This window comes from Acidiphilium sp. PA (assembly GCF_026191915.1).
GTDB lineage: Bacteria > Pseudomonadota > Alphaproteobacteria > Acetobacterales > Acetobacteraceae > Acidiphilium.
Genome location: NZ_JAIMBY010000002.1, coordinates 284,243 through 306,150 on the forward strand (window position 1 = coordinate 284,243; position 21,908 = coordinate 306,150).

A 21,908-nucleotide genomic window follows, 5' to 3' on the forward strand; every position below is an offset into this window, starting at 1 on the left:
CGTCAGTGCGCGCGGCACCCGCCGCGCCCATTTACGGGGACATTCGTTAACAAACGCTTTCGCTTCCAAAAAAACCGGCCGAATTTTCCAACGGCGCAACACCCGCGCCATCCCGAAATCCACCGACCCCCGCATTTTCCGCTTTCTCACCCCCCGGGGTCGCGTCCTATGGTGCAGACGTGCCCTGGACCCCGAGCTTCCTCCCCACCTCCCTGCAAGACCGCTTCGCCTACAGCGTCCGCCTGCTGCGCGAAACCATCGCCGAGCAGGGCAAACGCCTCGCCGTGTCCGCACCCCTCCTCTGGATGATCAACGCCCGCATCGCGCAGCTGTTCCGCCGCTTCACCGTCCTTGCCACCACCGCGCCGCGCCCCGTCCGCCTGCGCAAACCAAACCCCAACGCCAAACCCGCCGCCGCCAGACCCGCCGCCGCCAGACCCGCCAAACCACCCCCCAACTGGCCCGCGGCCTATTTCCCCGGCCCGCCGCCCATCCTGCCGCGCAGCTTCGGCTGGGTCCGGCGCGTCGTGCCGCATTGCAACACCAACAGCTACATCAACCAGATCGAGCACCTCCTCAGCCTCGCCGAAACCACCGAACTCGTCGCCGCCCACCCCGGCACCGCCCGCGCCCTGCGCCCGCTCTGCCACATGCTCGGCATCCGCCTGCCCGACCATCTGAAACGGCCGCAACCCGCCAAACCGCGCCCCAAGCGCATCCGTAAACCCAGGCACCGGCCAGACCGCACGGGCAAATACAAATTCAACGCCGACGGCAGCATCGACCTCACACCCGAACAATTCTACGACCAGTTCGGCGCACCCCCACCGCCCGTGCCGCCCTGGCACCAACCCTTCATCCCGTCGTTCGACGTCAAAAAAATGTGGCGGAAGGGGCCATGATTTTTCGCGCCCTATTTGTTACGATAACGCAACGAAAAGCACGAAAATAAGGGAAGCACTTCTTTTTTGTGAACAAAAAAGAAGCAAAAAAAACTTTGTTAATTTGGGTCCGTGCCGGTGAAAACGCCCGTGACCAGATTAAAGAAAATTTTTTGCTTCTTTTTTACAAAAAAGAAGCCTTCCTTCCTTCTGGCCCTACCCAATCAGATCAATCGCCTGCGCCAGTTTGATATCCCGCTCCGACAACCCGCCCGCTTCATGGGTCGACAGCCGGATCGACACCCGATTATACACATTCGACCAATCGGGATGATGGTCCTGCGCTTCCGCCAGCAGCGCCACCCGCGTCATGAACGCAAACGCCGCCGCGAAATCCTTGAACACGAATTTCCGTTCGATCGCATCGAGCCCGCCCTCGGCCTGCTGCGCGAAACTCCAGGCCGGCAGCAGATCCACCAGCGCCGCCCGCTCCGCATCCGTCAGTTTCTCGACCATGCTGCCTCGCCTCAATTCTTCACGATCGGCCGGCGCACCTGCTCATACGCCTTGGCGTCATCGGGTTCGACATGCAGATACAAAATCACCTTGCCCGCATCGAGAAAATCGACGCTGCACGGGATCATCGCATGCGCATAGAACCGAAACCGGTTCTGCTGCAGCATCAGATGGGTCCGATCCGGCGCGAGCGTCACCGTCTCCCCCGGTTTGATCACCAACCCGCCCACAGCCTGCCCCGACCGGTCGAGCAGCAGCGTATGATGCGCGATCGGGCAACTGGTCGAAACCAGCGTGTCCGGCGTCGTCCCGGCGTTATGGATCGTGAAATAGGCCGGCGTGGTCTGGCCTCGCGCCTTCGTCTGCCGGGTCCACCCGTGCCCGACCGTCATGCCCAGCGGCACCGTCTCGTCGCTCTTGGCCAGCGCCGGCATCGCCGCCGCCCCGCACAACACCAGCCCCGCGGTCATCGCGGCAAGAAATTTCATGTCATGGCCTCATATTTGTCGATCATCCAGGATTCCGGCTCCGCAGCCGCGCCCTCATACCACGCCGCCACCAGCGGATGCAGCCGCACCGCCGCCATATACGCGCGCGCCGCCGCGGGCAGCGCCGGCTCATAGGTCAAAAACCGCGCAACCACCGGCGCGAACATGATATCCGCCCCCGTCAGCGTCGCACCGAACAAATACGGCCCCGCCCCACCAAACCGCCCCCGCGCCTCGAGCCAGATCGCGACGATCCGCTCGATGTCCGCCGCACTCCCCGGCGTGATACCCCGCCCGGGAAAGCTGCGGCAGCAATTCATCGGCATCGCGATCCGCAAATCCCGAAACCCGCTGTGCATCTCCGCACTGATCGCCCGCGCATACGCCCGTGCCACCCGCTCACCCGGCCACAGCCCGGGCGCAATCTCCGCGCAATATTCCAGAATTGCCAGACTGTCCCACACCTGCGCGCCATCATGCTCCAGATACGGCACGAACCCGGACGGCGAAACCGCCCGCACTGCCGCGGTATGCCCGCCGGACAGCGGGATCACCCGTTCCTCCGCCGAAATCCCCGCACAGCGCACCGCAAGCCACCCCCGCAGCGACCACGACGAATACCGCCGGCTCCCCATATATAAAACAGCGTGTGCCTGATCCATGAACCAGGATTAGCCCGGATTCGCCCGCCCGGCCATATCGCGCGGCCGCGCCGCCGCCGCCGCCAGCCGCGCCTGCACCGTCTGCGTTACGAACGCGCGGATATCCGCAAGCACCGGCGTCGCCAGGTTGAGCGGCGGCACGGTCGATAGCAGCAACCGGATATGCCCGATGCCCGGATAAACCCTGGTATCCACGCTCGCACCCGCCGCCCGCAGCGCGGCCGCCAGCGAAGCCGTGTTGGCCGGCGCGACCAGCCGGTCCTGCGCGCCGGTCAATAAAAGGCACGGCGGTGCCTCGGCATCGACATGCGCGATCGGCTGGGTATCGACCAGATCGGCCGCCTGCCCGAAAATCTTGCGATACACCGGCCCGGTGATCGGCAGAAAATCATACGGCCCCGCCAGCCCGATCGCGCCCGCCAGCAACCGCCGGTCAGATTTCGCCCCCGCCAGATACACCGGCGCCAGCGCGAGCATCATCGCCAGATAAGCGCCCGCCGAATGCCCGGCGACGAACACCGCCTCGGGATTGCCGCCATAAGCCGCGATCTCGCCCAGCACCCACGCCGTCGCCTGCGCGGCATCATGAATGAAGTCGGGATACCGCACGTCCGGATACAGCCGATAATCCGGCACCACCACGATCAACCCCCGCCGCGCCAAGGCCGCGCCGACGAACCGATACTCCGCCCGCGCGCCGCTCTGCCACGACCCGCCGTAAAAAAACACCACCACCGGCAGCGGGCCGCGCTGGCGTGCCGGCCGATAGATGTCGAGCCGATGATACGGGTTCGGCCCGTACACCACGTCGCGCGTCAGCGCCGTCCCGTAGCGCGGCGCATAGGCATTCAAGAGATCGATCTGACTGGGCAGTTTCATGCGGCTGATTCAATGGCTAGGCAGTTGCTGCCCGGCACATCATGCCGGGTGGGTCGTTTTGGCCGAGCGCCGACCGGGAAACACCAGGCACAGCATCGCATCTCATCTGGCACGTTATCTGCAAAGCGCATCCCTGCCTACCAAAATATCATCCACCGTCAGGAGAGCCCGCCATGATACTTCCCATCACGTCCGCCGCCGCCCAGCCGATCGCCTATGCCGGCGGTCAGGCGTCCACCGCCAAACCGGCCTTCACCGCGGCCCTGCAGGCAACCCTCGCACAGCTCCAGGCCACCAACCACGGCCTGACCGCCAATTCATCGGCCAATCATCACCACCACGGCACCGCGTTGTTCGGCACCTCCGGCACCGGCGGATCGGGCAGCGACATCACCATGCCATCCCTCTGATTGGCGCGGCGCCGAAATCCGGTTATGCCCGCCGCATGCCGGATCATCCCACCCAACCCGCAGTGCCGCACTGGGCTGGATTGCCGCTGACCACCCCGCTCGTGATGGGCATCCTCAACGTCACGCCGGATAGTTTTTCGGATGGCGGTGCCAACCCCGATCCCGCCGCCGCCATCGCCCACGGCCTCGCCCTGCGCGCGTCCGGCGCCGACATCATCGACATCGGCGGTGAATCGACCCGCCCCGGCGCCACCCCGGTGCCGCCCGACATCGAAGCCGCGCGCATCATCCCGGTCATCCGCGCGCTGGCGGATGCCGGCGCGGTCGTCTCGGTCGATACCCGCAACGCCGCCACCATGGCCGCGGCCCTCGATGCCGGCGCCGCCATCATCAACGACGTCTCGGCCCTCCGCCACGATCACCGATCCACCAGGCTCCTCGCCGACCGCGGCTGCCCGGTCATCCTGATGCACATGCGCGGCACCCCCGCGACCATGAACTGCCAGGCCCACTACGCTGATCTCCTCGCCGAGGTGATCGACGAACTCGCCGCCCGTCGTGATGCCGCGATCGCCGCCGGCATCGCACCGGCCGCCATCGCGCTCGACCCCGGCTTCGGCTTCGCCAAAATCGCCGACCAGAACATCGCCCTGCTGCGCGGGCTCGACCGGCTGTGTGCGCTCGGTCACCCCCTCGTGGTCGGAGTCTCGCGTAAACGCTTCATCGGCGACATCGCCCGTGTGCCCGAACCAGCGGCGCGCGACCCTGCCTCGCTCGCGGCCGCCCTGTTCGCCGCCCGCCACGGTGCTGCCATTCTCCGCGTGCACGACGTCGCCGGCACGGCGCAGGCGCTGCGCGTATGGCACGCACTCGAACCGGCTTGATTATTGTAACGAAAAGGACTTCGCTCCGGTCATGAACCAGATCGCCCCTCAAACCCGCCCCCGCCGCCTGTTCGGCACCGATGGCATCCGCGGCCGCGCCAACGTCGCCCCGATGACGGCGGAAATCGCCCTCAAGCTCGGCCAGGCCGCCGGTCTGCTGTTCACCCGCGGCACCTATCGCCATCAGGTCATCATCGGCAAGGACACCCGCCTGTCGGGCTATATGCTCGAACCGGCGCTGACCGCGGGCTTCATCGGCGCGGGCATGGATGTCACGCTCGCCGGCCCGCTGCCCACCCCGGCCATCGCCATGCTCACCCGCAGCCTGCGTGCCGATCTCGGCGTGGTGATCTCCGCCTCGCACAACCCGTTCGAGGACAACGGGATCAAATTGTTCGGCCCGGACGGCGCGAAACTCTCCGATGAAACCGAGTCTGAAATCGAAGAGCTGATGGCGCGGGACCTCAGCGACCGTCTGGCCCACGCCTCCTCGCTCGGCCGCGCCATCCGCCTGGTCGATGCGGGCGGCCGCTATATCGAATCCGCGAAAGCGAGCCTGCCGCGCGGCCTGCGGCTCGACGGGCTGCGCGTCGTGCTCGATTGCGCCAACGGCGCCGCCTACAAGGTCGCCCCCGCCGCGCTGTGGGAACTCGGCGCGGAGGTGATCCCCCTCGGCATCAACCCGGACGGGTTCAACATCAACAAGGATTGCGGCTCGACCGTGCCGGGCTTTCTCTCCGCCGCGGTGATCGAGCACGGTGCCCATCTCGGCGTTGCCCTCGATGGCGATGCCGATCGCGTCATCCTGGTCGATGAACGCGGCACCATCATCGATGGCGATCAGGTCCTCGCCCTGATCGCGCGCGCCTTTCAGGCCGATGGCCGGCTCGCCGGCACCGAAGTGGTCGCCACGGTCATGTCCAATCTCGGGCTCGAACGCTACCTCGCCGGTATCGGCCTCGGCCTGCACCGCACCACGGTCGGCGACCGCTACGTCGCCGAAGCCATGCGCGCCCGCGGCCTCAATCTCGGCGGCGAACAATCGGGCCATGTCATCCTGTCCGATTTCGCCACCACCGGCGATGGTCTGATCGCCGCGCTGCAGGTGCTCGCGGTGCTGGTGCGCGACGGCCGGCCGGCCAGCGCGGTCTGCCGCCTGTTCGAGCCGCTGCCGCAACGCCTGCGCAACGTGCGCTACCAGGGCGCTTCACCGCTGCACAGCGCCGCCGTGCTCGCCGCCCAGGCCGTCGCGGAAAAGCGCCTCGAAGGCACCGGCCGCCTGCTGATCCGCGCCTCGGGCACCGAACCGCTGATCCGCGTGATGGCCGAGGGCGAGGACGAAGCGCAGATCGTCGCCATCGTCGATGAACTCTGTGCCGTGATCGAGGCGGCCTCGGCCCATTCCGTGGCCTGATTGAGCCCGCCGCGCATCCTCGCGATCGGCGGCTCCGACAGCGGCGGCGGTGCCGGCATCGAGGCCGATATCAAGACCATCACCGCGTTGGGCGGCTATGCCATGACTGCGATCACCGCCGTCACCGCGCAGGATACCGTCGCGATCCAGGCGATCGCGCCGATCCCGCCCGCTCTGGTCGGCCGCGCGATCGCCATGGCGCTGGCCGATATCGGTGTCGATGCCATCAAGATCGGCATGCTCGGCAGCGCGGCGATGGTCGAAACCATCGCCGCCGCAATCGCACCGCTGCCACGATCCCTGCCGATCGTGCTCGACACGATCCTCGCCGCCACCAGCGGCACGGCCCTGCTCGACCCCGATGCGGTCGCCATAATGCTGCGGGACCTGGTGCCGCTGGCGACCCTGATCACTCCCAACCGCCACGAGGCCGCCAAACTCTCCGGCCGCACGATCGACACGCCGGACGATGGGATCGCGGCAGCCCGTACTCTGTGCGATCGCGGGGCGCGCGCGGTCCTGTTGAAAGGTGGGCATTTCGATGCCAGCGTACTGATCGACCGGCTGATCACCGCCGATGATGTCCAGTCATTTCCCCAGCTGCGCATCGAGACGAGCCACACCCATGGCACCGGCTGCACCCTGGCCAGCGCCATCGCGCTCGGCCTGGGCGAAGGGCTCGACCTGCCGGCGGCAATCACCCGCGCGCAGGCTTTCCTGCAGGCAGCCCTGCGTGCCGCGCCGGGGTTTGGCGCCGGCCACGGCCCGATGGGCCATGCCGCGGCAGCGGTTCGCCCCCTTGCATGACAGGCGGATCGTCCTGATCTGTTGCGGGCCATAAACCAAGGAGGTCATCGCAATGAAAACACTCTATCACGCCCACGGCCACGCCACCGGCGGGCGCACCGGTCATGGCGCGACCGATGATGGCAAGCTCGATCTCGATCTGAGCACGCCGAAGGAACTCGGTGGCGACAACGGCGCCGGCACCAATCCAGAGCAATTATTCGCCGTCGGCTTTTCCGCCTGTTTCCTCGGCGCGCTGAAATTCGTCGCGGGCCAGGAGAAGGTGAAGGTGCCGGCCGAAACCAAGGTGACCGCCGATATCGGCATCGGCCCGCGCGACGATGGCACCGGCTTCGGCATCACCGCCCACCTGACCGTCTCGATCCCCGGGATGGACAAGGCGCAGGCCGAAGAGCTGGTGAAAAAAGCCGAAATCGTCTGCCCCTACGCCCACGCCACACGCGGCAACATCGACAGCCGGTTTACCGTCGCCTGATCATCGTTTGTTAAGGTCTATCGGTTAAAGCCGATGCCATGGTCCTCGTTTCGCCCCTGGCATCGGCCCCGGTCTCCCAGCATCGCCCGATGGGTGCCGTATCATGATGAGCGGCCTGGTCCAGGCCTGGACGGGGCTGATCGCGATCTGCCTGCTTTACGCGGCGGCCTGCGACATCTCGGTCCGGCTGATCCCGAACCGCCTCAGTGCCGCCGTCATCGCGCTGGCCTTGCCATTCCGGCTGCTCAATCATGATCTGGTGCCAGGCATCGCCGTCACGCTCGTGATGTTCACGGTGCTGACGGGTGTCTGGCTGCTGCATCTGATCGGCGGCGGCGACGTCAAATTCTGGACCGCCTGCTCCCTGCTGATCCCCCCCAGCGCGGCGGCGCAGGGATTGTTTTCGCTCCGCGTCATCCTGTTCGGCGGCGGCGTCGCGATGGCCTATCTGATGCTGCGCCTGTTGGTCCGCGGACGGCGGCCCATTGCAGACCCGCCGCCCTCGCGCCACTGGATCGTGCGGGTCTGGCGCGCGGAGCAATGGCGGGCGCGGCGGCGCGGATCAATCCCCTACGGCGTCGCCATCGCGCTATCGGCCTGGGTCAACTTCACGCCCATGGTGCCGCGTTGATCGCTCGTCCGGGAGGGCGGAACGGATGAGCGATGCCCTCGCCCCTCGGACCGGCTTGCCGGCGAAACCGGCGCGCCGGCGCCCGGATCAACTCACCGTGCTCGGCTTCGTCACGGATGGAAACAGCGAAACCGTCTTGCGCGACGGGCTGAACGATCTGGCTCAGAACGGCATCGCCAACACCGCCGATATCCGGCGCGGCACCATCAAGACCGCGATCACCGCCATGATGCGTCTGCCCGCGCCGCAAATCCTGGTGATTGACATCGCCGGCGACGATCAACCGCTGCAATCGCTCGCCGCCCTTTGCGATGTCATCGAACCGTCGATCAGCGTGCTCGTGCTGGGCGAGATCGACGATGTCGAGTTGTACCGCGCGATCAACCGGCAGATCGGCGCGGTCGACTACATCTTCAAGCCGATCACCCGTGAGATGGTCGCGCGCTACTTTGCGTCGTTGATCACCAATGACTCCCATATCGTCGATGCGACGCGCGGCGGCCGCGTCGTTGCAATCACCGGCGCGCGCGGCGGCGTCGGTGCCAGCACGGTCGCGTGCGCGCTGGCCTGGTTCCTCGGCGTCGACTCCAACCGCCATACGTTGCTGCTCGATGCGAACCCGTTCATTGGCGTGGCGCTCGATCGGTTTGGCGTCGAACCACGGCGATCGTTCGGCGATCTGCTGACCGAAGCGGACGGGACCCCGACCGAATTGTTTCTCGATGCCGCGGTCCCGGTGCAGAACCGGCTCGCGGTGCTTGGCGGCCAGCCCCGTCTGGCGTCCGAGCTTGATGCGCCGGTTGGTGCTGCGCGGCGCATCATCGATGCGGTTCGATTCCGCTACAATTTCGTGGTGGTCGATCTGCCGGTCCTGCCGCTCCAGTCGCAGCGGGAATTGCTCGCACTCACCCACCACAGGGTCGTCGTGCTCGATCCCAGCGTGGCAGGGTTGCGCGATACGCTCCGGCTGCTGGCAATTCCGAACAACCCCGGCCAGCCGCAACGCCCGACGATCCTGCTCAATCAAGAGGGCAGGGCAGGGGGGCTGAAACGCAAACACATCGAGGAAGCCCTCAAGCGCCGGGTCGATATCGCCGTGCCCCATCAACCGAAATTATGGGGCACGACCACGCCGATCGGCAAACTGATCGCCGGCAACAAGGCACCCCTCGCGCGCATGGTCCACGACCTCTCGCGCGAAATCGGCTTCGAATCCGGCCGCAAGATCGAGAAAGCCTGAACCGAGATCGGCTCGCCGGGCGCCGACCCGTGCGCGAACAAGCCCCGAAGATCCCTTCGGGACTTATGCGCGGCCCATCGGTTTCAAACGCTCGGGCGCGATTTCAGCAGGTCGCGGATTTCGGTGAGCAGGAGTTCGGACGTGGTGGGGGGCGGTTCCACGGCGGGGGGCGGGGGTGGTTTGCGGTAGAGTTTCTGGATCAGCCGGACCATCCAGAAGATCGCGAAGGCAACGATGACGAAATTGATGACGGCGTTGATGAACAGACCGTAGTTGAGCGTGACGGCGCCGGCTTTCTTGGCGGCGGCGAGCGTCGGGGCGACGGCGCCTTTGAGGGTGATGAAGTGATTCGAGAAATCGACCCCACCGGTCAGCAGGCCGATCAGGGGGTTGATGATGTTGGCGACGAGGCTGGAGACGATACCGGTGAAGGCGGCGCCGATGACGACGGCGACGGCGAGGTCCACGACATTGCCGCGCAACAGGAAAGTTTTGAACTCATCCACCCAGCCGGGGGTTTTCGGTCGGAACGATTGTGACACCGGTTCATCCTTTTGTGATTGGAGTCGGGATAGATGATTCGGCGCGCTGATTCCAGCTTCAAATTAGAGATTTTGCAGACGGTCGAGCGCCCAGGCGCCGGCTTCGGCGACCGTGGGGTCGGGGTCGGCCGCGAGCGTAGCGGCGCTGGGCGCGAGGCTGGGGTTGCCGGCGTTGCCGAGCGCGATGGCGACGTTGCGGGCGAAGCGGCGGCGGCCGATGCGTTTGATCGGGCCGCCGGCAAAATGGGCGCGAAAGCCGGCATCATCGAGCGCGGCGAGAGCAGCGAGCGGCGGGGCGATGCGGTCGGCGCGGGCGGTGAGTTTGGCTTCGCGGCCCATGCTCGCGAATTTGTTCCACGGGCAGACGGCGAGGCAATCATCGCAGCCGTAGATCCGGTTGCCGATGGCGGGACGCAGCGCGTGCGGGATCGGGCCTTCGTGTTCGATCGTGAGGTAGGAGATGCAGCGCCGTGCGTCGAGCCGATAGGGCGCGGGAAAGGCATCCGTGGGGCAGGCGGTCTGGCATTTTGTGCAGGAGCCGCAGCGATCGGCGTGGGGGGGATCGGCCGGCAGGGCGAGCGTGGTCATGATTTCGCCGAGCAGCAGCCACGAGCCATGGGCGCGCGAGACGAGGTTGGTGTGCTTGCCCTGCCAGCCGAGGCCGGCGGCGGCGGCGAGCGGTTTTTCCATCACCGGCGCCGTATCGACAAACACCTTGATGCCGGTGGTGGCGCGCGCGGTGATGAACTGGGCGAGGTGCTTGAGTTTGCCCTTGATGATGTCGTGATAGTCGCGGTTGCGGGCATAGACCGAAATATTGCCGCGATCGGGTTGGGCGAGCGTGGCGAGCGGGTCGCCGCCCGGGGCGTAGGACAGGCCGAGCGCGATGACGCTGACGGCTTCGGGCCAGAGCGTGGCGGGGTCGGCGCGCTGTGCGGTGCGTTCGGCGAGCCATGCCATGCTGCCATGGTGGCCGGCGGCGAGATAGGCATCGAGGTTGGCGCGGTGCTCTGCGGTCAGGGTGGCGCGGGTGAAGCCGATCGCATCGAAGCCGAGTGCGGCGGCGTGGGTCGTGATCGCGGCCTTGAGCGATTGCGCCTCAGCCACGGCCGCGATAGGGGGCGACGCCCTGATCGGGCAGGAAGACGCCTTCGGGCGGGGCGCCGGTCTGCCAGAACACATCGATCGGGATGCCGCCGCGCGGATACCAATAGGCGCCGATGCGCAGCCAGCGCGGGGCAAGCAGCGCAATCAGCCGTTCGGCGATCATCATGGTGCAGGCTTCGTGGAACGCGCCGTGATTGCGAAAGGAGGCGAGGAACAGCTTGAGCGATTTGCTTTCGACGATCCAGGCATCAGGGATGTAGTCGAGCACGATATGCGCGAAATCGGGCTGGCCGGTCATCGGGCAGAGCGAGGTGAATTCCGGGCAGGTGAAGCGGATGACATAGGCACGGCCCTGCGCGGGGGCCGCGACGCGTTCGAGTTCGGCCTGTTCGGGGGTTTCCGGGGCTTTGGTGTACTGGCCGAGCTGGTGGAGGCCGGCATAGCGTTCGTCAGTCATTGGTCTGTCTCCATCCGTCCCGCGCGGCGGCGGCATAGTCGGCAAAGCGGCGTTGCTCGATCGCCTTGCGCGCGCCGTGCATCAGCGCCTGGTAATAGGTGAGGTTATGCCCGGTCAGCAGCATCGGGCCCAGCATTTCCTCGCAGCGAAACAGATGATGCAGATAGGCGGCGGAGTGGCGGGTGCAGAGCGTGCAGGTGCAGGCGGGGTCGAGCGGGGTGGCATCGTCGGCGAAGCGGGCGTTGCGCAGGTTGAACACGCCGCGCGAGGTATAGGCGCGGCCGGTGCGGCCGGCGCGGGTCGGCATCACGCAATCGAACATGTCGATGCCGCGTTCGATTGCCCCCAGCAGGTCGTCCGGCGTGCCGACGCCCATCAGGTAGCGCGGTGATGTGGCAGGCAGCAGCGGGGTGGTGAAGTCGAGGGTTTCGAACATGGCCGCCTGGCCTTCACCGACCGCGAGCCCGCCGATTGCATAGCCTTCGAAGCCCAGCGCGGTGAGCGCGGCGGCGGATTCCGCCCGCAGATCGGGGTAGGTGCCGCCCTGGACGATGCCGAACTGGCCGTAGCCGGGGCGGGGTGTGAAGGCTGCGCGCGAGCGGGCGGCCCAGCGCATCGACAGGCGCATCGAGGCGGCGGCTTCAGCCGGCGTGGCGGGGAAGGGGGTGCATTCGTCGAACGCCATGGTGATGGTGGCGTCGAGCTTGTGCTGGATGGCGGTGGAGGATTCCGGGGTCAGATGATGGGCGGACCCATCGATATGCGAGCGGAAGGTAACGCCGATTTCATCGAGTTTGCGGAGTTTGGCGAGCGACATCACCTGAAACCCGCCGGAATCGGTGAGAATGATGCCGGGCCAGTCCATCATGCGGTGCAGCCCGCCGAGTGCAGCGACGCGGTCGGCCCCCGGGCGCAGCATCAAATGGTAGGTGTTGCCCAGCACGATCTCCGAGCCGGTGGCGCGGACCTGATCGGCGGTCATCGCCTTGACCGTACCCGCGGTGCCGACCGCCATGAACGCCGGGGTCTGCGCGGTGCCGTGCGCGGTGGTGATGCAGCCGCGCCGGGCGGCGCCATCCTGGCCGAGCAGGGTGAAGGTGAATTCGCTCACGCCGGCTCCAGCAGGCAGGCATCGCCGTAGGAATAGAAGCGGTAGTGCTGCGCGATGGCGTGCTGATAGGCGGTCCTGATGCGCTCGTGCCCGGCGAAGGCGGCGACCAGCATCAGCAAGGTCGAGCGGGGCAGGTGGAAATTGGTCAGCAGGCGATCGACCGCGCGGAACCGGTAGCCGGGCAGGATGAACAGGTCGGTCTCACCGGACCAGGGCAGGATCGTGCCATCCGCCGCGGCGGCGGTTTCCAGCACGCGCAGGCTGGTGGTGCCGACCGCGACGATGCGCCCGCCGTTGGCGCGGGCGGTGTTGATGAGGGCCGCGGTGGCGGCGGTGACGATGCCGCGTTCGGCGTGCATCCGGTGCTCTTCGAGGCTTTCGGTGCGCACCGGCAGGAAGGTGCCGGCGCCGACATGCAGGGTGACGCGGGCGGTGGCGATGCCTTTCGCGGCCAGCGAGCAGAGCAGGGCCGGGGTGAAGTGCAGCCCGGCGGTAGGCGCGGCGACGGCACCTTCATGGGCGGCGAACATCGTCTGGTAATCGGCCTGATCCTGCGGGGTCGCGCTGGCCTCGCGTGGGATGTAGGGCGGCAGCGCGAGGGCGCCGGCGGCATCGAGCGCCGTGCGGAACGCATCGCCCTCGGCGTTGAAGCGGAGCCGCGCCGCGCCGTCATCGGCGCGCGAGATCACGGTGGCGGTAAGCCCCTCGCCACGCTCGATCGTGATGGTCTCGCCGGGTCGTGCCCGCCGTGCGTTGCGCAGCAGCACACGCCAGGTGCCATCGTCCATCGGCCGGTCGAGCGTGATGCCGATGATGGCATCGCCGCGCCTGCCGGTCAGCTGGGCGGGGATCACCCTGGTGTCGTTGACGACGAGGCAATCGCCCCGGCGCAGCAGTTCGGGCAGGTCGGTGATGCGGCGATCGTGCAGCGCGGCCTGGGTGACGTGCAGCAGCCGGGCGGCGTCACGCGGCCGCGCCGGTTCCGCCGCGATACGCTCCGGCGGCAGCGCATAGTCGAAATCCGCCAGGTTCATCCTTCGAGATAGCTGGAAATCTCGATCAGATTGCCATCCGGATCGCGGCAATACACCGAGCGCATGGCACCCAGCGCGCCGGTTTTCGGTGCCGGGCCTTCGACCACCGCGACACCCTGTTCACCGAGGTGCTTGACGATATCCTCGGTGCCGAGCGCCGTGATGAAACAGATATCGAGCGCGCTCGCCTGTGGCTTGGCGGCGTGCGGGCTGAATTCACTGCCGGTCTGGTGCAGATTGATTTTCTGCGCGCCGAAGCGGAGTGCGATGCGTTTGTCCGGCCCGAATTCCTCGCGCTCCATGCCGAGCACGCGTTCGTACCAATCGGCGGTGACACCGAGGTCGCTGCAGGTGAGGACGACGTGGTCGATCCGGTCGATTGTGAATTTCATACTAATTCCGCGAAGAAGTCGTTGCCCTTATCATCAATGACGATGAAGGCCGGGAAATCCTCCACCTCGATTTTCCACACCGCCTCCATGCCGAGTTCGGGATATTCCAGCACTTCGACGTGGCGGATATTGTCGCGCGCCAGCACGGCGGCGGGGCCGCCGATCGAGCCGAGGTAAAAGCCGCCATGCGCCTTGCAGGCATCGCGCACGGCGCGCGAGCGATTGCCTTTGGCCAGCATGATCAGCGAGCCGCCCGCCGCCTGGAATTCGGCGACGTAGCTGTCCATTCGCCCGGCCGTGGTCGGGCCGAAACTGCCGGTCGCCAGGCCCTCCGGCGTCTTGGCGGGGCCGGCGTAATAGACCGGGTGGTTCTTGATGTAGTCGGGCAGGCCCTCGCCACGGTCGAGCCGTTCCTTGAGTTTGGCATGGGCGATGTCGCGCGCGACCACGATGGTGCCGGTGAGGGCGACTCGGGTCTTGACCGGGTATTTCGACAATTCGGCGAGAATTTCGGGCATCGGGCGGGTCAGATCGATCCGCACGACATCGCCGCCGAGATGCGTGTCGGTCACCTCCGGCAGATATTTCGCGGGTTCGGTTTCGAGCTGTTCGAGAAAGACGCCGTCCTTGGTGATTTTCGCCTTGATCTGGCGATCCGCCGAGCACGACACGCCGATGCCGACCGGCAGCGAGGCGCCGTGGCGCGGCAGGCGGACGACGCGGACATCGTGGCAGAAATATTTGCCGCCGAACTGCGCGCCGATACCGATCCGGCGGGTGAGGTCGAGAATATCCTGCTCGAGCGCCAGATCGCGGAAGGCGTGGCCGGTGGCATCACCCGTGGTGGGCAGCGCATCGAGAAATTTGGTCGAGGCGAGCTTGACGGTCTTCATCGTCGTCTCGGCGGAGGTGCCGCCGATCACGATGGCGAGATGATAGGGCGGGCAGGCGGAAGTGCCCAGGGTTTTTATTTTCGTTTCAATGAATTCGAGCAGCTTCTTCGGGTTCAGGATCGCCCTGGTTTCCTGGTAGAGAAAGCTCTTGTTGGCCGATCCGCCGCCCTTGGCGACGAACATGAGGTCGAATTCCTCGGCGTGGGACTCGCCGGCGGCCGCCAGAATGTCGCATTGCACCGGCAGGTTGGTGCCGGTGTTGACCTCGTCATACATGCTCAGCGGCGCCATTTGCGAGTAGCGCAGATTGGTCTCGGTGAAGGTGCGGTACACGCCATGCGAGAAGGCTTCTTCCTCGTCACCGTCGACCCAGATGCGCTGGCCTTTTTTGCCGAACACGATGGCGGTGCCGGTGTCCTGGCACATCGGCAGCACGCCGCCGGCCGCGATATTGGCGTTCTTGAGGAATTCCATCGCGACGTAGCGATCGTTCTGCGACGCCTCGGGGTCATCGAGGATGGCGCGCAACTGGCGCAGATGGGCAGGGCGCAGCAGATGCGAAACCTCGTGAAACGCCTCGAACGTCAGGGCGGACAGGGTTTCGGGCGCGATCCGCACGATGGTCTTGCCGCCCGCCTCGATCGTGGTGACGCCGGCAAGGTCGAGCTTGCGCCAAACCGTATCGTCATGCCCCAGCGGAAACATGGTGGAGAAGGCGAAACCGGCGGTCTTTTTCACAATGGCGTTCATGGCGATCCCCAATGCTGCATCCTCTGTCGTTCAGTCCTTGGCGGGCGGGCGGCGGCGAAACGCATCGAGGCTGACAACCTCGGCGGGGCCGGTCTCGACGGGCGGCGCCGGCTCGGCGGCCGGTTCGGGCTCGGGCGCCTGGTTCGCGATATCGGGCTCGCCGCGCAATGCGAATTGCAGGCCGAACCGCACCTCGGGATCGGCGAAGGCCGTCACCGCCGCGAAGGGGATCTGCAGGGTCGATGGCACACCGCCGAACGAGAGTTTCACCGAAAACCAGCGCTCCGCCTCATCGACGGCCAGATCGCGATACTGATGCTGGAGCACGATGGTCATTTCTTCGGGATATTGCGCACGCAGACGATCGGGCATCACGACGCCCTGATGCCTGGTATCGAACGTGACGTAGAAATGATGGCCGCCGGGCAGGCCCTCGCGGGCGGCGTGCTGCAGCGCGCGCACCGCGACCAGGCGCAACGCCTCCTCGGTCCATACATCGTAGGGCAACAGGCTGTCGGGAATCGGCGTATCGTCTTCGGCCATAGGTCCAATCTGCTCTTCGCTGTCGGTGCGCACGCATAGCGCGCAGCGCGCCGGAGGCCAACCGTCAGCCCGGCAATTCAGCGTCCATCATGCTCATCTTGCATAGTGACGGTAGTATTTTTCGGTCACGAGGTCGGTCTTGACCAGCACGGCGATGTCGGTGGTGTTGAACTGCCAGTCGATCACCGCGCCGTCGCCGACGAACCCGCCGAGCCGCAGGTAGCCCTTGATCAGCGGCGGCAGGCCGGCCAACACCTGGCGCGGCTCGATCGCCGCGGGGTCGAGCCGGCACATGTCGACATAACGATCCGCTACCGCGCGCAACCGGATCGGTTCGGGGGCGAGGTGATGGGTGTGCAGATAGGTCAGGTCGGCCGCGAGCCCATCGAGATCGGTGCCCTGCAGGCTGGCGCAGCCGAACATCAGCTCGATGCCGTGCTGAAACACATAGGCGGCGATGCCGCGCCATAACAGCTGCATCACCGCGCGCGAGCGGTGCGTCTGATCGACGCAGGACCGGCCGAGTTCGAGCAACCGGCCGGGAAACCGCTCCAGCAGGGTCAGATCGTATTCATCGGCCGAGTAGAAGCGGCCGATCTTGTCGGCGGCCTCCTGGCGGATCAGGCGGTAGGTGCCAACCACGCCACGGGCATCGTCGGCGATATCATGATCGATCACCAGCAGATGATCCGCGATCGGGTCGAACTGGTCCTGGTCGCGCCGGCTGGCGAGGGTGCGGGCATCGGGCCGGGCGCCCAGCTCCTCGTAGAACACCTTGAACCGCAGAGCCTGGGCGGCATCGATTTCATCGGCGGTGGCGGCGAGGCGAACACCGAGATTGCCGGCGCGCAATTCCTCGAACAGCGGTTCCTGGCCGAGTGCGAGGAGGGCGGTCATTCGGCGGCACTCTTGGCCGCGGTGCGGACGAGCTCGGGCGACTTCATCACGGTCGGGGTCGCACCACCGGGCCGTGCCTCGGGGCTTAGTTTCCGGCCGAACAATTCGATCTTGAGCGAGACCAGCTCAAAGCCATGCCGGGCCGCGACGCGCCGCATCAGGATTTCGGTTTCCGGTTCATCGAATTCGATGACCTTGCCGCTCTCCTGATCGACCAGATGGAAATGGTCGCGATCGCCCGACATTTCATACCGCGCCCGCCGGCTGCCGAGGTTGCGCCGCTCCAATATGCCGTGCTGTTCGAACAGGCGTACCGTCCGGTACACGGTGGCGAGGGAAATGCGCGGGTCGAGCGTGTGGGCCAGGCGGTGCAGCTCATCGACATCGGGGTGGTCGTTCGCCTCGGACAGGATACGCGCAATGGCGCGGCGCGGGCCGGTCATTTTGAGCCCGATCTCCATGCACAGACGCTCAATGCGGGTCTCCATCAGGCGCGTTGTGAACCATCTGAGCCGCCCGGTCCACCCCAAACGCATGGGTGCGCGTTGCCCCATGCGCAGCCCCGGCGGCGACCGGATTGCGCGGAATGTCCGGCAACGAGCCGCAGGATGGCGCGCGCACGGCTCACGCCGGCTGACGACCGGGGTGGAAGGCACCATACGGGATGTATCGACCATGGGTCATTCCGGCGGTTGCATGGGATCGCCGCAAGGCTTTCCCGTGTCGGATCATGGCATGCCAGCATTGTCCACGCGCTATCTCATTAAATAGAAACTGTCCTCGGTAACTGATGCATCCGGATTGCCTGTGTCGCCGTAGTGACCTACAAGATGTTCGATGGCACAGGTTTTCCTCTCTTGAGTGACAGCGCGGCCGGGATGACGGCGGATGATGGGCTCGCCGCGCTGCTGCGGAGATGCGCCGAGCGTGATCCCCTCGCATTGCGTGCTCTTTATGACGCCATGGCACCGACCATGCTCGGTATCGCCCTGCGCCTGTTGCGCAATCGCCCGCACGCCGAGGAAACCCTCCAGGACGCATTTTTGCAGATCTGGCGCAACGCCGATCGGTTCGATACCCAGCGCGGCTCGCCCAAGGCCTGGATGATCGGTATTTTGCGCTATCGCGCGCTCGATCGGTTGGAGACCGAAAAGCGTCACACCGGGACCGATGACCTGCCCGACGTAGCGGCGGAATTGCCTGTCGATATCGAGGACAGCCGCGCCCTTTCGGGTTGCATCAACGAATTGCCCGAAAATTGGCGCCGGTCGGTCATGCTGTCCTACGTCGAAGGCTATTCACACAGCGAAATCGCCGATCTCACGAAAACACCGCTGGGTACCATCAAAAGCTGGATCGTTCGCTCGCTCGACGCTCTCAAGAAATGTCTTGAACGATGAGCGATCTGGTCGCACCCCCCCCGGATCGTGCCGGCCTGTACGTGCTTGGCCTGCTGCGCGGCCAGGAACGCCGTGAGTTCGAAGCCGATCTCGCGGTCGATCCGGTCCTCGCCATGGAAGTCGCGGCCTGGGAAGTGCGGCTGCTGCCGCTCTCGCTCGCCATTGCGCCGGTCGAACCGTCTGAAGCGGTGTGGCTCGAAATCCAGCGGATCCTTGCGCCGCGCGAGAGCGCCGGCTCCGTGCCGGTACCCGCATCCCTGCGCCGCCGGCCAAGCTGGCGGGAAAGCTTCTGGGATAATGTCGCCGTCTGGCGCGGTATCGGCGGCATCGCCATCGCCGCCGCGCTCGCCATCGCCCTGCTCCGCCCGCAACCGGTCCCCGCCCCAGGCCTGGTCGCCGTGCTCTCCAGCAAGGCAGGCCCGGTGTTCACCGTCGCGCTGCGCAGCGATGGCGGCATGAATATCGCCCCGGTCGGGTCGATCAAACCGCCCCCCGGCAAAGTCTGGCAACTCTGGGCCGTCGCCGGCGGTGAAAAACCCGTGCCGGTCGGCTTCGTCTCCGCCAAACCCAGCATCCTGCCCGCCCACCAGATCCCGGCCGATCTGCGCAAACCGAATATCCTGATGGCCGTCACCGTCGAACCCCCCGGCGGCTCACCCACCGGCCAACCCGATACCCCCATCGTCTTCGCCGGCCCCATCCTGCCCATCAACGGCGGCGCCTGATCTGTAGGGCCGGGCGGCTTGTAGGCGTGAGGCGGTAAGCAAGGCCAGGGGCTCTCCCTCACAGGTCAAGTTCGGGCTGGGCCGTCGGTCTGGGGCGGGCGGGGCTGACGGCGATATCGCCGTCGTGGAAGCGGATGGTCAGCCGGCGGAGTGTGTTGGCGGTTTTGGCGCTGGTGACGGGTTCGCCTTGCGGGTTGATCGCGAGTGCGAAGCCCCGGCTGAGGACGGCGTTGTAGGACAGGGATTCGAGCCGTCCGGCTGCGGCATCGAGGCGGAGGTGGTTTTCGCGCAGCCGGGCGAGCAGGGGCACGGCGAGGCGTTGTGCGAGCAGGGCGGTGCTGTGGCGTTTGGCTGCGATGAGTTCGCGCGGGTGCAGCAGGCGGTTGGCCAGACGATCGAGGGTGGCGCGGCGGCTGGTGAGCAGCGCGGGCATCGCGAGGTCGAGCCGTTCGCCGCGATCATCGAGCCGTTGGCGCGCGGTGCCGAGCAGGGCGGGCAGGTCGGGCAGGGCGGCGGCGGCGCGATCGAGCCGCAGGCGCACGGTTTGCCCGATCCGCAGCAGGGCCCCGGCGAGCCGGGCTTCGGACTGGGCGAGGTCGGCGGCAAGCGCGATGCGGTCCGGCACGGCGAGTTCGGCGGCGGCGGTGGGGGTGGGGGCGCGGCGATCGGCGGCGAAGTCGATCAGGGTGGTGTCGGTTTCATGGCCGACCGCGGAGATCAGCGGGATCGGGCTCATGGCGGCGGCGCGGACCACGGCTTCGTCGTTGAAGGCCATCAGGTCTTCGAGCGAGCCGCCGCCGCGCGCGATGATCAGCACATCGGGCCGGGGGATCGCGCCGCCGGGTGGCAGGGCGCCGAAACCTGCGATGGCGGCGGCGATCTGTGCGGCGGCGCCTTCGCCCTGCACCGCGACCGGCCAGAGCACGATGTGACTGGGAAAGCGGCGCGCGATGGTGGTCTTGATATCCTGAATGACCGCGCCTTGCGGCGAGCTGACCACGCCGATCACGCGGGGCAGCATGGGCAGTGCGCGTTTGCGCGCCGGATCGAACAGGCCTTCGGCGAGCAGGCGGAGCCGCAGTGCCTCGATCCGCGCGAGCAGGGCGCCTTCGCCGGCGTATTCCAGCCGTTCGATGATGAGTTGGTATTCCGAGCGTTCAGGGTAGGAGGTGATCCGGCCGGTTGCGATGACTTCGATGCCGTTTTCCGGTTTCAGCCCGATTCGCGCGGCGTTGCCTTTCCAGATGATCGCGCGGATTTTCGCCCCTTCGTCCTTCAGCGCCATGTAGGTATGGCCCGAGGCGTAGAGCTTCATTTCGGTGATTTCGCCGCGCACCCGCACGCGGCCGAACGCGGTTTCCAGCGTGCGTTTTACCGCGCCGGCGATTTCGGACACGGTGAGTTCCGGCAGGTTGCCGGCGGGTGGGGCCAGGGTTTCGCTCATGGGGCGGGACTATGCTAAGCGCCCGCGGGCAAGGCAAGCGGGAGGCCAGGGATGCGGGTTCTGATCATCGGCAGTGGCGGGCGCGAACATGCGCTGGCGTGGAAGATTGCGCAGAGCCGGCTGTTGACCCGCCTGTTCATCGCGCCCGGCAATCCGGGTGCGGCGCAGCATGGCGAGACCGTGCCGATCGCGGTGGATGACATTGCCGGGCTGGTCGGGTTCGCGGCCGCGAACGCGATCGATCTGGTGATCCCGGGGCCGGAGCTGCCGCTGGCGCTGGGCATTGCGGATGCGCTGGCGGCATCGGGCATCGCCTGTTTCGGGCCGAGCCGGGCGGCGGCGCGGCTTGAGGCGTCGAAGCAGTTCACCAAGGAATTATGCGACGAGGCGGCGATCCCGACCGCGGAATGGGCGAGTTTTACCGATGCGGCGGCGGCGCGCGCCTATCTCGCCACGCATCCGGCGCCGATCGTGATCAAGGCGGATGGACTGGCCGGCGGCAAGGGCGTGGTGGTGGCGGCGAGCGATGCCGAGGCAGAGGCGGCGATTGCGGCGATGCTGGAGGATGGGGTGCATGGTGCCTCGGGTTCGAGCATCGTGATCGAGGAATGCATGACCGGGACCGAGATGTCGCTGTTCGCACTGTGCGATGGCGAGACGGCGTTGTTCTGCGGCACCGCGATGGATCACAAACGCGCGTTCGACCACGATACGGGTCCGAATACCGGCGGCATGGGCGCGATTGCACCGCACCCGGCGGCGACGGCGGCGCTGATCGAGACCATCATGGCCGGCATCATCCGCCCAACGCTCGCCACCATGGCGGCGCGCGGCACCCCATTCCGCGGGTTTCTGTTCGCCGGGCTGATGCTGACCGCGACCGGGCCCCGGCTGATCGAGTTCAATGCGCGGTTCGGCGACCCGGAATGCGAGGCGCTGATGCCGCTGATGGCGAGCGATTTGCTGCCGCTGCTGACCGCCGGCGCGCATGGCACGCTCGATGCGGCGATGACGCCGGTCTGGCGCGATGCGGCGGCGGCGACCGTGATCGTGGCGGCGCAGGGCTATCCGGGTGCGTATGCCAAGGGCAGCGCGATCGATCTGGGTGAGGCGGTGGCGTTGCCGGATACGGTGGTGTTCCATGCCGGCACCGCGCTGGCGGCGGGCGGGCTGACCAGCGCGGGCGGGCGCGTGCTGGCGGTGACCGCGACCGGCAGCGGAGTGGCCGAGGCGGTCGGGCGCGCCTATCGGGCGGTGGATGCGATCAGATTTCCCGAGGGGTTCTGCCGGCGGGATATCGGGGCCGGCGCCATGGCCTTCTGACCG

26 protein-coding genes are annotated in these 21,908 nt (G+C 66.7%); 11 read left to right on the top strand and 15 right to left on the bottom strand.

Features of this window, described 5'->3' with window-relative positions; genetic code table 11:
* Positions 1-179 precede the first annotated feature (179 nt).
* Positions 180-902: a hypothetical protein gene (locus AruPA_RS04915; protein WP_265635526.1), complete on the top strand. Its 723-nt coding sequence runs from the start codon at positions 180-182 to the stop codon at positions 900-902.
* A gap of 195 nt (positions 903-1,097) precedes the next feature.
* On the opposite strand, the gene AruPA_RS04920 is transcribed toward AruPA_RS04915, so the two are convergent.
* The 4 genes from AruPA_RS04920 to AruPA_RS04935 are packed head-to-tail and all read right to left on the bottom strand — an operon-like array spanning position 1,098 to position 3,426.
* Complete coding sequence (locus AruPA_RS04920; RefSeq protein ID WP_265635527.1) at positions 1,098-1,397, bottom strand: 4a-hydroxytetrahydrobiopterin dehydratase; 300 nt, start codon at positions 1,395-1,397, stop codon at positions 1,098-1,100.
* An 11-nt stretch (positions 1,398-1,408) separates the two neighbouring features.
* Positions 1,409-1,885, bottom strand: a complete 477-nt coding sequence (locus AruPA_RS04925) for a copper chaperone PCu(A)C (RefSeq protein ID WP_265635528.1) — start codon at positions 1,883-1,885, stop codon at positions 1,409-1,411.
* Positions 1,882-2,547 carry a glutathione S-transferase gene (locus tag AruPA_RS04930; RefSeq protein WP_265635529.1) on the bottom strand — a complete coding sequence of 222 codons (666 nt, stop codon included), beginning with the start codon at positions 2,545-2,547 and terminating at the stop codon, positions 1,882-1,884. Before AruPA_RS04930 ends, AruPA_RS04925 begins: the two co-directional genes overlap by 4 nt.
* A 9-nt stretch (positions 2,548-2,556) precedes the next feature.
* Positions 2,557-3,426 (bottom strand): alpha/beta hydrolase, encoded by an 870-nt coding sequence (locus tag AruPA_RS04935; protein WP_265635530.1) that lies wholly within the window; start codon positions 3,424-3,426, stop codon positions 2,557-2,559.
* 173 nt (positions 3,427-3,599) lie between these two features.
* On the opposite strand from AruPA_RS04935, the gene AruPA_RS04940 reads away from it, so the two are divergent.
* The 7 genes from AruPA_RS04940 to AruPA_RS04970 all read left to right on the top strand — a co-directional run bounded on the left by AruPA_RS04940 (position 3,600) and on the right by AruPA_RS04970 (position 9,287).
* Entirely contained in the window at positions 3,600-3,836 is a 237-nt protein-coding gene (locus tag AruPA_RS04940; protein ID WP_265635531.1) for a hypothetical protein, read from the top strand.
* A gap of 35 nt (positions 3,837-3,871) precedes the next feature.
* Positions 3,872-4,720 carry a dihydropteroate synthase gene (folP, locus tag AruPA_RS04945; protein WP_265635532.1) on the top strand — a complete coding sequence of 283 codons (849 nt, stop codon included), beginning with the start codon at positions 3,872-3,874 and terminating at the stop codon, positions 4,718-4,720.
* 31 nt (positions 4,721-4,751) lie between these two features.
* The gene (gene glmM, locus AruPA_RS04950; RefSeq protein ID WP_265635533.1) at positions 4,752-6,134 is read left to right on the top strand and encodes a phosphoglucosamine mutase; all 1,383 of its coding nucleotides are present in this window, start codon (positions 4,752-4,754) and stop codon (positions 6,132-6,134) included.
* The gene (gene thiD / locus AruPA_RS04955; RefSeq protein ID WP_265635534.1) at positions 6,135-6,941 is read left to right on the top strand and encodes a bifunctional hydroxymethylpyrimidine kinase/phosphomethylpyrimidine kinase; all 807 of its coding nucleotides are present in this window, start codon (positions 6,135-6,137) and stop codon (positions 6,939-6,941) included.
* Positions 6,942-6,993: 52 nt separating this feature from the next.
* The gene (locus AruPA_RS04960) at positions 6,994-7,416 is read left to right on the top strand and encodes an organic hydroperoxide resistance protein (RefSeq protein ID WP_265635535.1); all 423 of its coding nucleotides are present in this window, start codon (positions 6,994-6,996) and stop codon (positions 7,414-7,416) included.
* 103 nt (positions 7,417-7,519) lie between these two features.
* The gene (locus tag AruPA_RS04965; RefSeq protein ID WP_265635536.1) at positions 7,520-8,047 is read left to right on the top strand and encodes a prepilin peptidase; all 528 of its coding nucleotides are present in this window, start codon (positions 7,520-7,522) and stop codon (positions 8,045-8,047) included.
* A 25-nt stretch (positions 8,048-8,072) separates the two neighbouring features.
* The gene (locus AruPA_RS04970) at positions 8,073-9,287 is read left to right on the top strand and encodes a cellulose synthase operon protein YhjQ/BcsQ (RefSeq protein ID WP_265635537.1); all 1,215 of its coding nucleotides are present in this window, start codon (positions 8,073-8,075) and stop codon (positions 9,285-9,287) included.
* Between the two features lie 83 nt (positions 9,288-9,370).
* Here the strand turns inward: AruPA_RS04970 and mscL are convergent, their stop codons facing one another.
* The 10 genes from mscL to AruPA_RS05020 all read right to left on the bottom strand — a co-directional run bounded on the left by mscL (position 9,371) and on the right by AruPA_RS05020 (position 17,501).
* Positions 9,371-9,829, bottom strand: a complete 459-nt coding sequence (gene mscL, locus AruPA_RS04975) for a large conductance mechanosensitive channel protein MscL (RefSeq protein WP_265635538.1) — start codon at positions 9,827-9,829, stop codon at positions 9,371-9,373.
* A gap of 63 nt (positions 9,830-9,892) precedes the next feature.
* A complete protein-coding gene (gene queG, locus AruPA_RS04980) occupies positions 9,893-10,936 on the bottom strand; it encodes a tRNA epoxyqueuosine(34) reductase QueG (RefSeq protein ID WP_265635539.1) in 1,044 nt (347 codons plus the stop codon).
* The gene (gene queF / locus AruPA_RS04985) at positions 10,929-11,393 is read right to left on the bottom strand and encodes a preQ(1) synthase (RefSeq protein ID WP_265635540.1); all 465 of its coding nucleotides are present in this window, start codon (positions 11,391-11,393) and stop codon (positions 10,929-10,931) included. Before queF ends, queG begins: the two co-directional genes overlap by 8 nt.
* A complete protein-coding gene (gene tgt / locus AruPA_RS04990; RefSeq protein ID WP_265635541.1) occupies positions 11,386-12,504 on the bottom strand; it encodes a tRNA guanosine(34) transglycosylase Tgt in 1,119 nt (372 codons plus the stop codon). Before tgt ends, queF begins: the two co-directional genes overlap by 8 nt.
* On the bottom strand, positions 12,501-13,538 hold the full coding sequence (gene queA, locus AruPA_RS04995; protein ID WP_265635542.1) for a tRNA preQ1(34) S-adenosylmethionine ribosyltransferase-isomerase QueA: 1,038 nt from the start codon (positions 13,536-13,538) through the stop codon (positions 12,501-12,503). Before queA ends, tgt begins: the two co-directional genes overlap by 4 nt.
* Positions 13,535-13,930, bottom strand: a complete 396-nt coding sequence (locus tag AruPA_RS05000) for a VOC family protein (protein ID WP_265635543.1) — start codon at positions 13,928-13,930, stop codon at positions 13,535-13,537. The genes queA and AruPA_RS05000 overlap by 4 nt, the downstream gene beginning before the upstream one ends.
* On the bottom strand, positions 13,927-15,573 hold the full coding sequence (locus AruPA_RS05005) for a fumarate hydratase (RefSeq protein WP_265635544.1): 1,647 nt from the start codon (positions 15,571-15,573) through the stop codon (positions 13,927-13,929). Before AruPA_RS05005 ends, AruPA_RS05000 begins: the two co-directional genes overlap by 4 nt.
* A 30-nt stretch (positions 15,574-15,603) precedes the next feature.
* Positions 15,604-16,116: an SspB family protein gene (locus tag AruPA_RS05010; protein WP_265635545.1), complete on the bottom strand. Its 513-nt coding sequence runs from the start codon at positions 16,114-16,116 to the stop codon at positions 15,604-15,606.
* 93 nt (positions 16,117-16,209) lie between these two features.
* Positions 16,210-17,013: a GNAT family N-acetyltransferase gene (locus AruPA_RS05015; protein WP_265635546.1), complete on the bottom strand. Its 804-nt coding sequence runs from the start codon at positions 17,011-17,013 to the stop codon at positions 16,210-16,212.
* A complete protein-coding gene (locus AruPA_RS05020; RefSeq protein WP_265635547.1) occupies positions 17,010-17,501 on the bottom strand; it encodes a Fur family transcriptional regulator in 492 nt (163 codons plus the stop codon). The genes AruPA_RS05015 and AruPA_RS05020 overlap by 4 nt, the downstream gene beginning before the upstream one ends.
* A 369-nt stretch (positions 17,502-17,870) precedes the next feature.
* Between AruPA_RS05020 and AruPA_RS05025 the strand changes: the two genes are divergently transcribed.
* On the top strand, positions 17,871-18,413 hold the full coding sequence (locus tag AruPA_RS05025) for a sigma-70 family RNA polymerase sigma factor (protein WP_265635548.1): 543 nt from the start codon (positions 17,871-17,873) through the stop codon (positions 18,411-18,413).
* On the top strand, positions 18,410-19,138 hold the full coding sequence (locus AruPA_RS05030; RefSeq protein WP_265635549.1) for an anti-sigma factor domain-containing protein: 729 nt from the start codon (positions 18,410-18,412) through the stop codon (positions 19,136-19,138). The genes AruPA_RS05025 and AruPA_RS05030 overlap by 4 nt, the downstream gene beginning before the upstream one ends.
* A 58-nt stretch (positions 19,139-19,196) precedes the next feature.
* On the opposite strand, the gene xseA is transcribed toward AruPA_RS05030, so the two are convergent.
* Positions 19,197-20,582 (bottom strand): exodeoxyribonuclease VII large subunit, encoded by a 1,386-nt coding sequence (gene xseA / locus AruPA_RS05035; RefSeq protein ID WP_265635550.1) that lies wholly within the window; start codon positions 20,580-20,582, stop codon positions 19,197-19,199.
* A 51-nt stretch (positions 20,583-20,633) separates the two neighbouring features.
* Between xseA and purD the strand changes: the two genes are divergently transcribed.
* Complete coding sequence (gene purD / locus AruPA_RS05040; protein WP_265635551.1) at positions 20,634-21,905, top strand: phosphoribosylamine--glycine ligase; 1,272 nt, start codon at positions 20,634-20,636, stop codon at positions 21,903-21,905.
* Positions 21,906-21,908 lie beyond the last annotated feature (3 nt).

Coding starts and splice junctions, on each gene's coding strand:
- AruPA_RS04920 (WP_265635527.1), bottom strand. CDS start 1,397: ATGGTCGAGAAACTGACGGATGCGGAGCGGGCGGCGCTGGTGGATCTG.
- AruPA_RS04925 (WP_265635528.1), bottom strand. CDS start 1,885: ATGAAATTTCTTGCCGCGATGACCGCGGGGCTGGTGTTGTGCGGGGCG.
- AruPA_RS04930 (WP_265635529.1), bottom strand. CDS start 2,547: ATGGATCAGGCACACGCTGTTTTATATATGGGGAGCCGGCGGTATTCG.
- AruPA_RS04935 (WP_265635530.1), bottom strand. CDS start 3,426: ATGAAACTGCCCAGTCAGATCGATCTCTTGAATGCCTATGCGCCGCGC.
- AruPA_RS04940 (WP_265635531.1), top strand. CDS start 3,600: ATGATACTTCCCATCACGTCCGCCGCCGCCCAGCCGATCGCCTATGCC.
- folP (WP_265635532.1), top strand. CDS start 3,872: ATGCCGGATCATCCCACCCAACCCGCAGTGCCGCACTGGGCTGGATTG.
- glmM (WP_265635533.1), top strand. CDS start 4,752: ATGAACCAGATCGCCCCTCAAACCCGCCCCCGCCGCCTGTTCGGCACC.
- AruPA_RS04960 (WP_265635535.1), top strand. CDS start 6,994: ATGAAAACACTCTATCACGCCCACGGCCACGCCACCGGCGGGCGCACC.
- AruPA_RS04965 (WP_265635536.1), top strand. CDS start 7,520: ATGATGAGCGGCCTGGTCCAGGCCTGGACGGGGCTGATCGCGATCTGC.
- AruPA_RS04970 (WP_265635537.1), top strand. CDS start 8,073: ATGAGCGATGCCCTCGCCCCTCGGACCGGCTTGCCGGCGAAACCGGCG.
- queF (WP_265635540.1), bottom strand. CDS start 11,393: ATGACTGACGAACGCTATGCCGGCCTCCACCAGCTCGGCCAGTACACC.
- queA (WP_265635542.1), bottom strand. CDS start 13,538: ATGAACCTGGCGGATTTCGACTATGCGCTGCCGCCGGAGCGTATCGCG.
- AruPA_RS05000 (WP_265635543.1), bottom strand. CDS start 13,930: ATGAAATTCACAATCGACCGGATCGACCACGTCGTCCTCACCTGCAGC.
- AruPA_RS05005 (WP_265635544.1), bottom strand. CDS start 15,573: ATGAACGCCATTGTGAAAAAGACCGCCGGTTTCGCCTTCTCCACCATG.
- AruPA_RS05010 (WP_265635545.1), bottom strand. CDS start 16,116: ATGGCCGAAGACGATACGCCGATTCCCGACAGCCTGTTGCCCTACGAT.
- AruPA_RS05015 (WP_265635546.1), bottom strand. CDS start 17,013: ATGACCGCCCTCCTCGCACTCGGCCAGGAACCGCTGTTCGAGGAATTG.
- AruPA_RS05020 (WP_265635547.1), bottom strand. CDS start 17,501: ATGGAGACCCGCATTGAGCGTCTGTGCATGGAGATCGGGCTCAAAATG.
- AruPA_RS05030 (WP_265635549.1), top strand. CDS start 18,410: ATGAGCGATCTGGTCGCACCCCCCCCGGATCGTGCCGGCCTGTACGTG.
- xseA (WP_265635550.1), bottom strand. CDS start 20,582: ATGAGCGAAACCCTGGCCCCACCCGCCGGCAACCTGCCGGAACTCACC.
- purD (WP_265635551.1), top strand. CDS start 20,634: ATGCGGGTTCTGATCATCGGCAGTGGCGGGCGCGAACATGCGCTGGCG.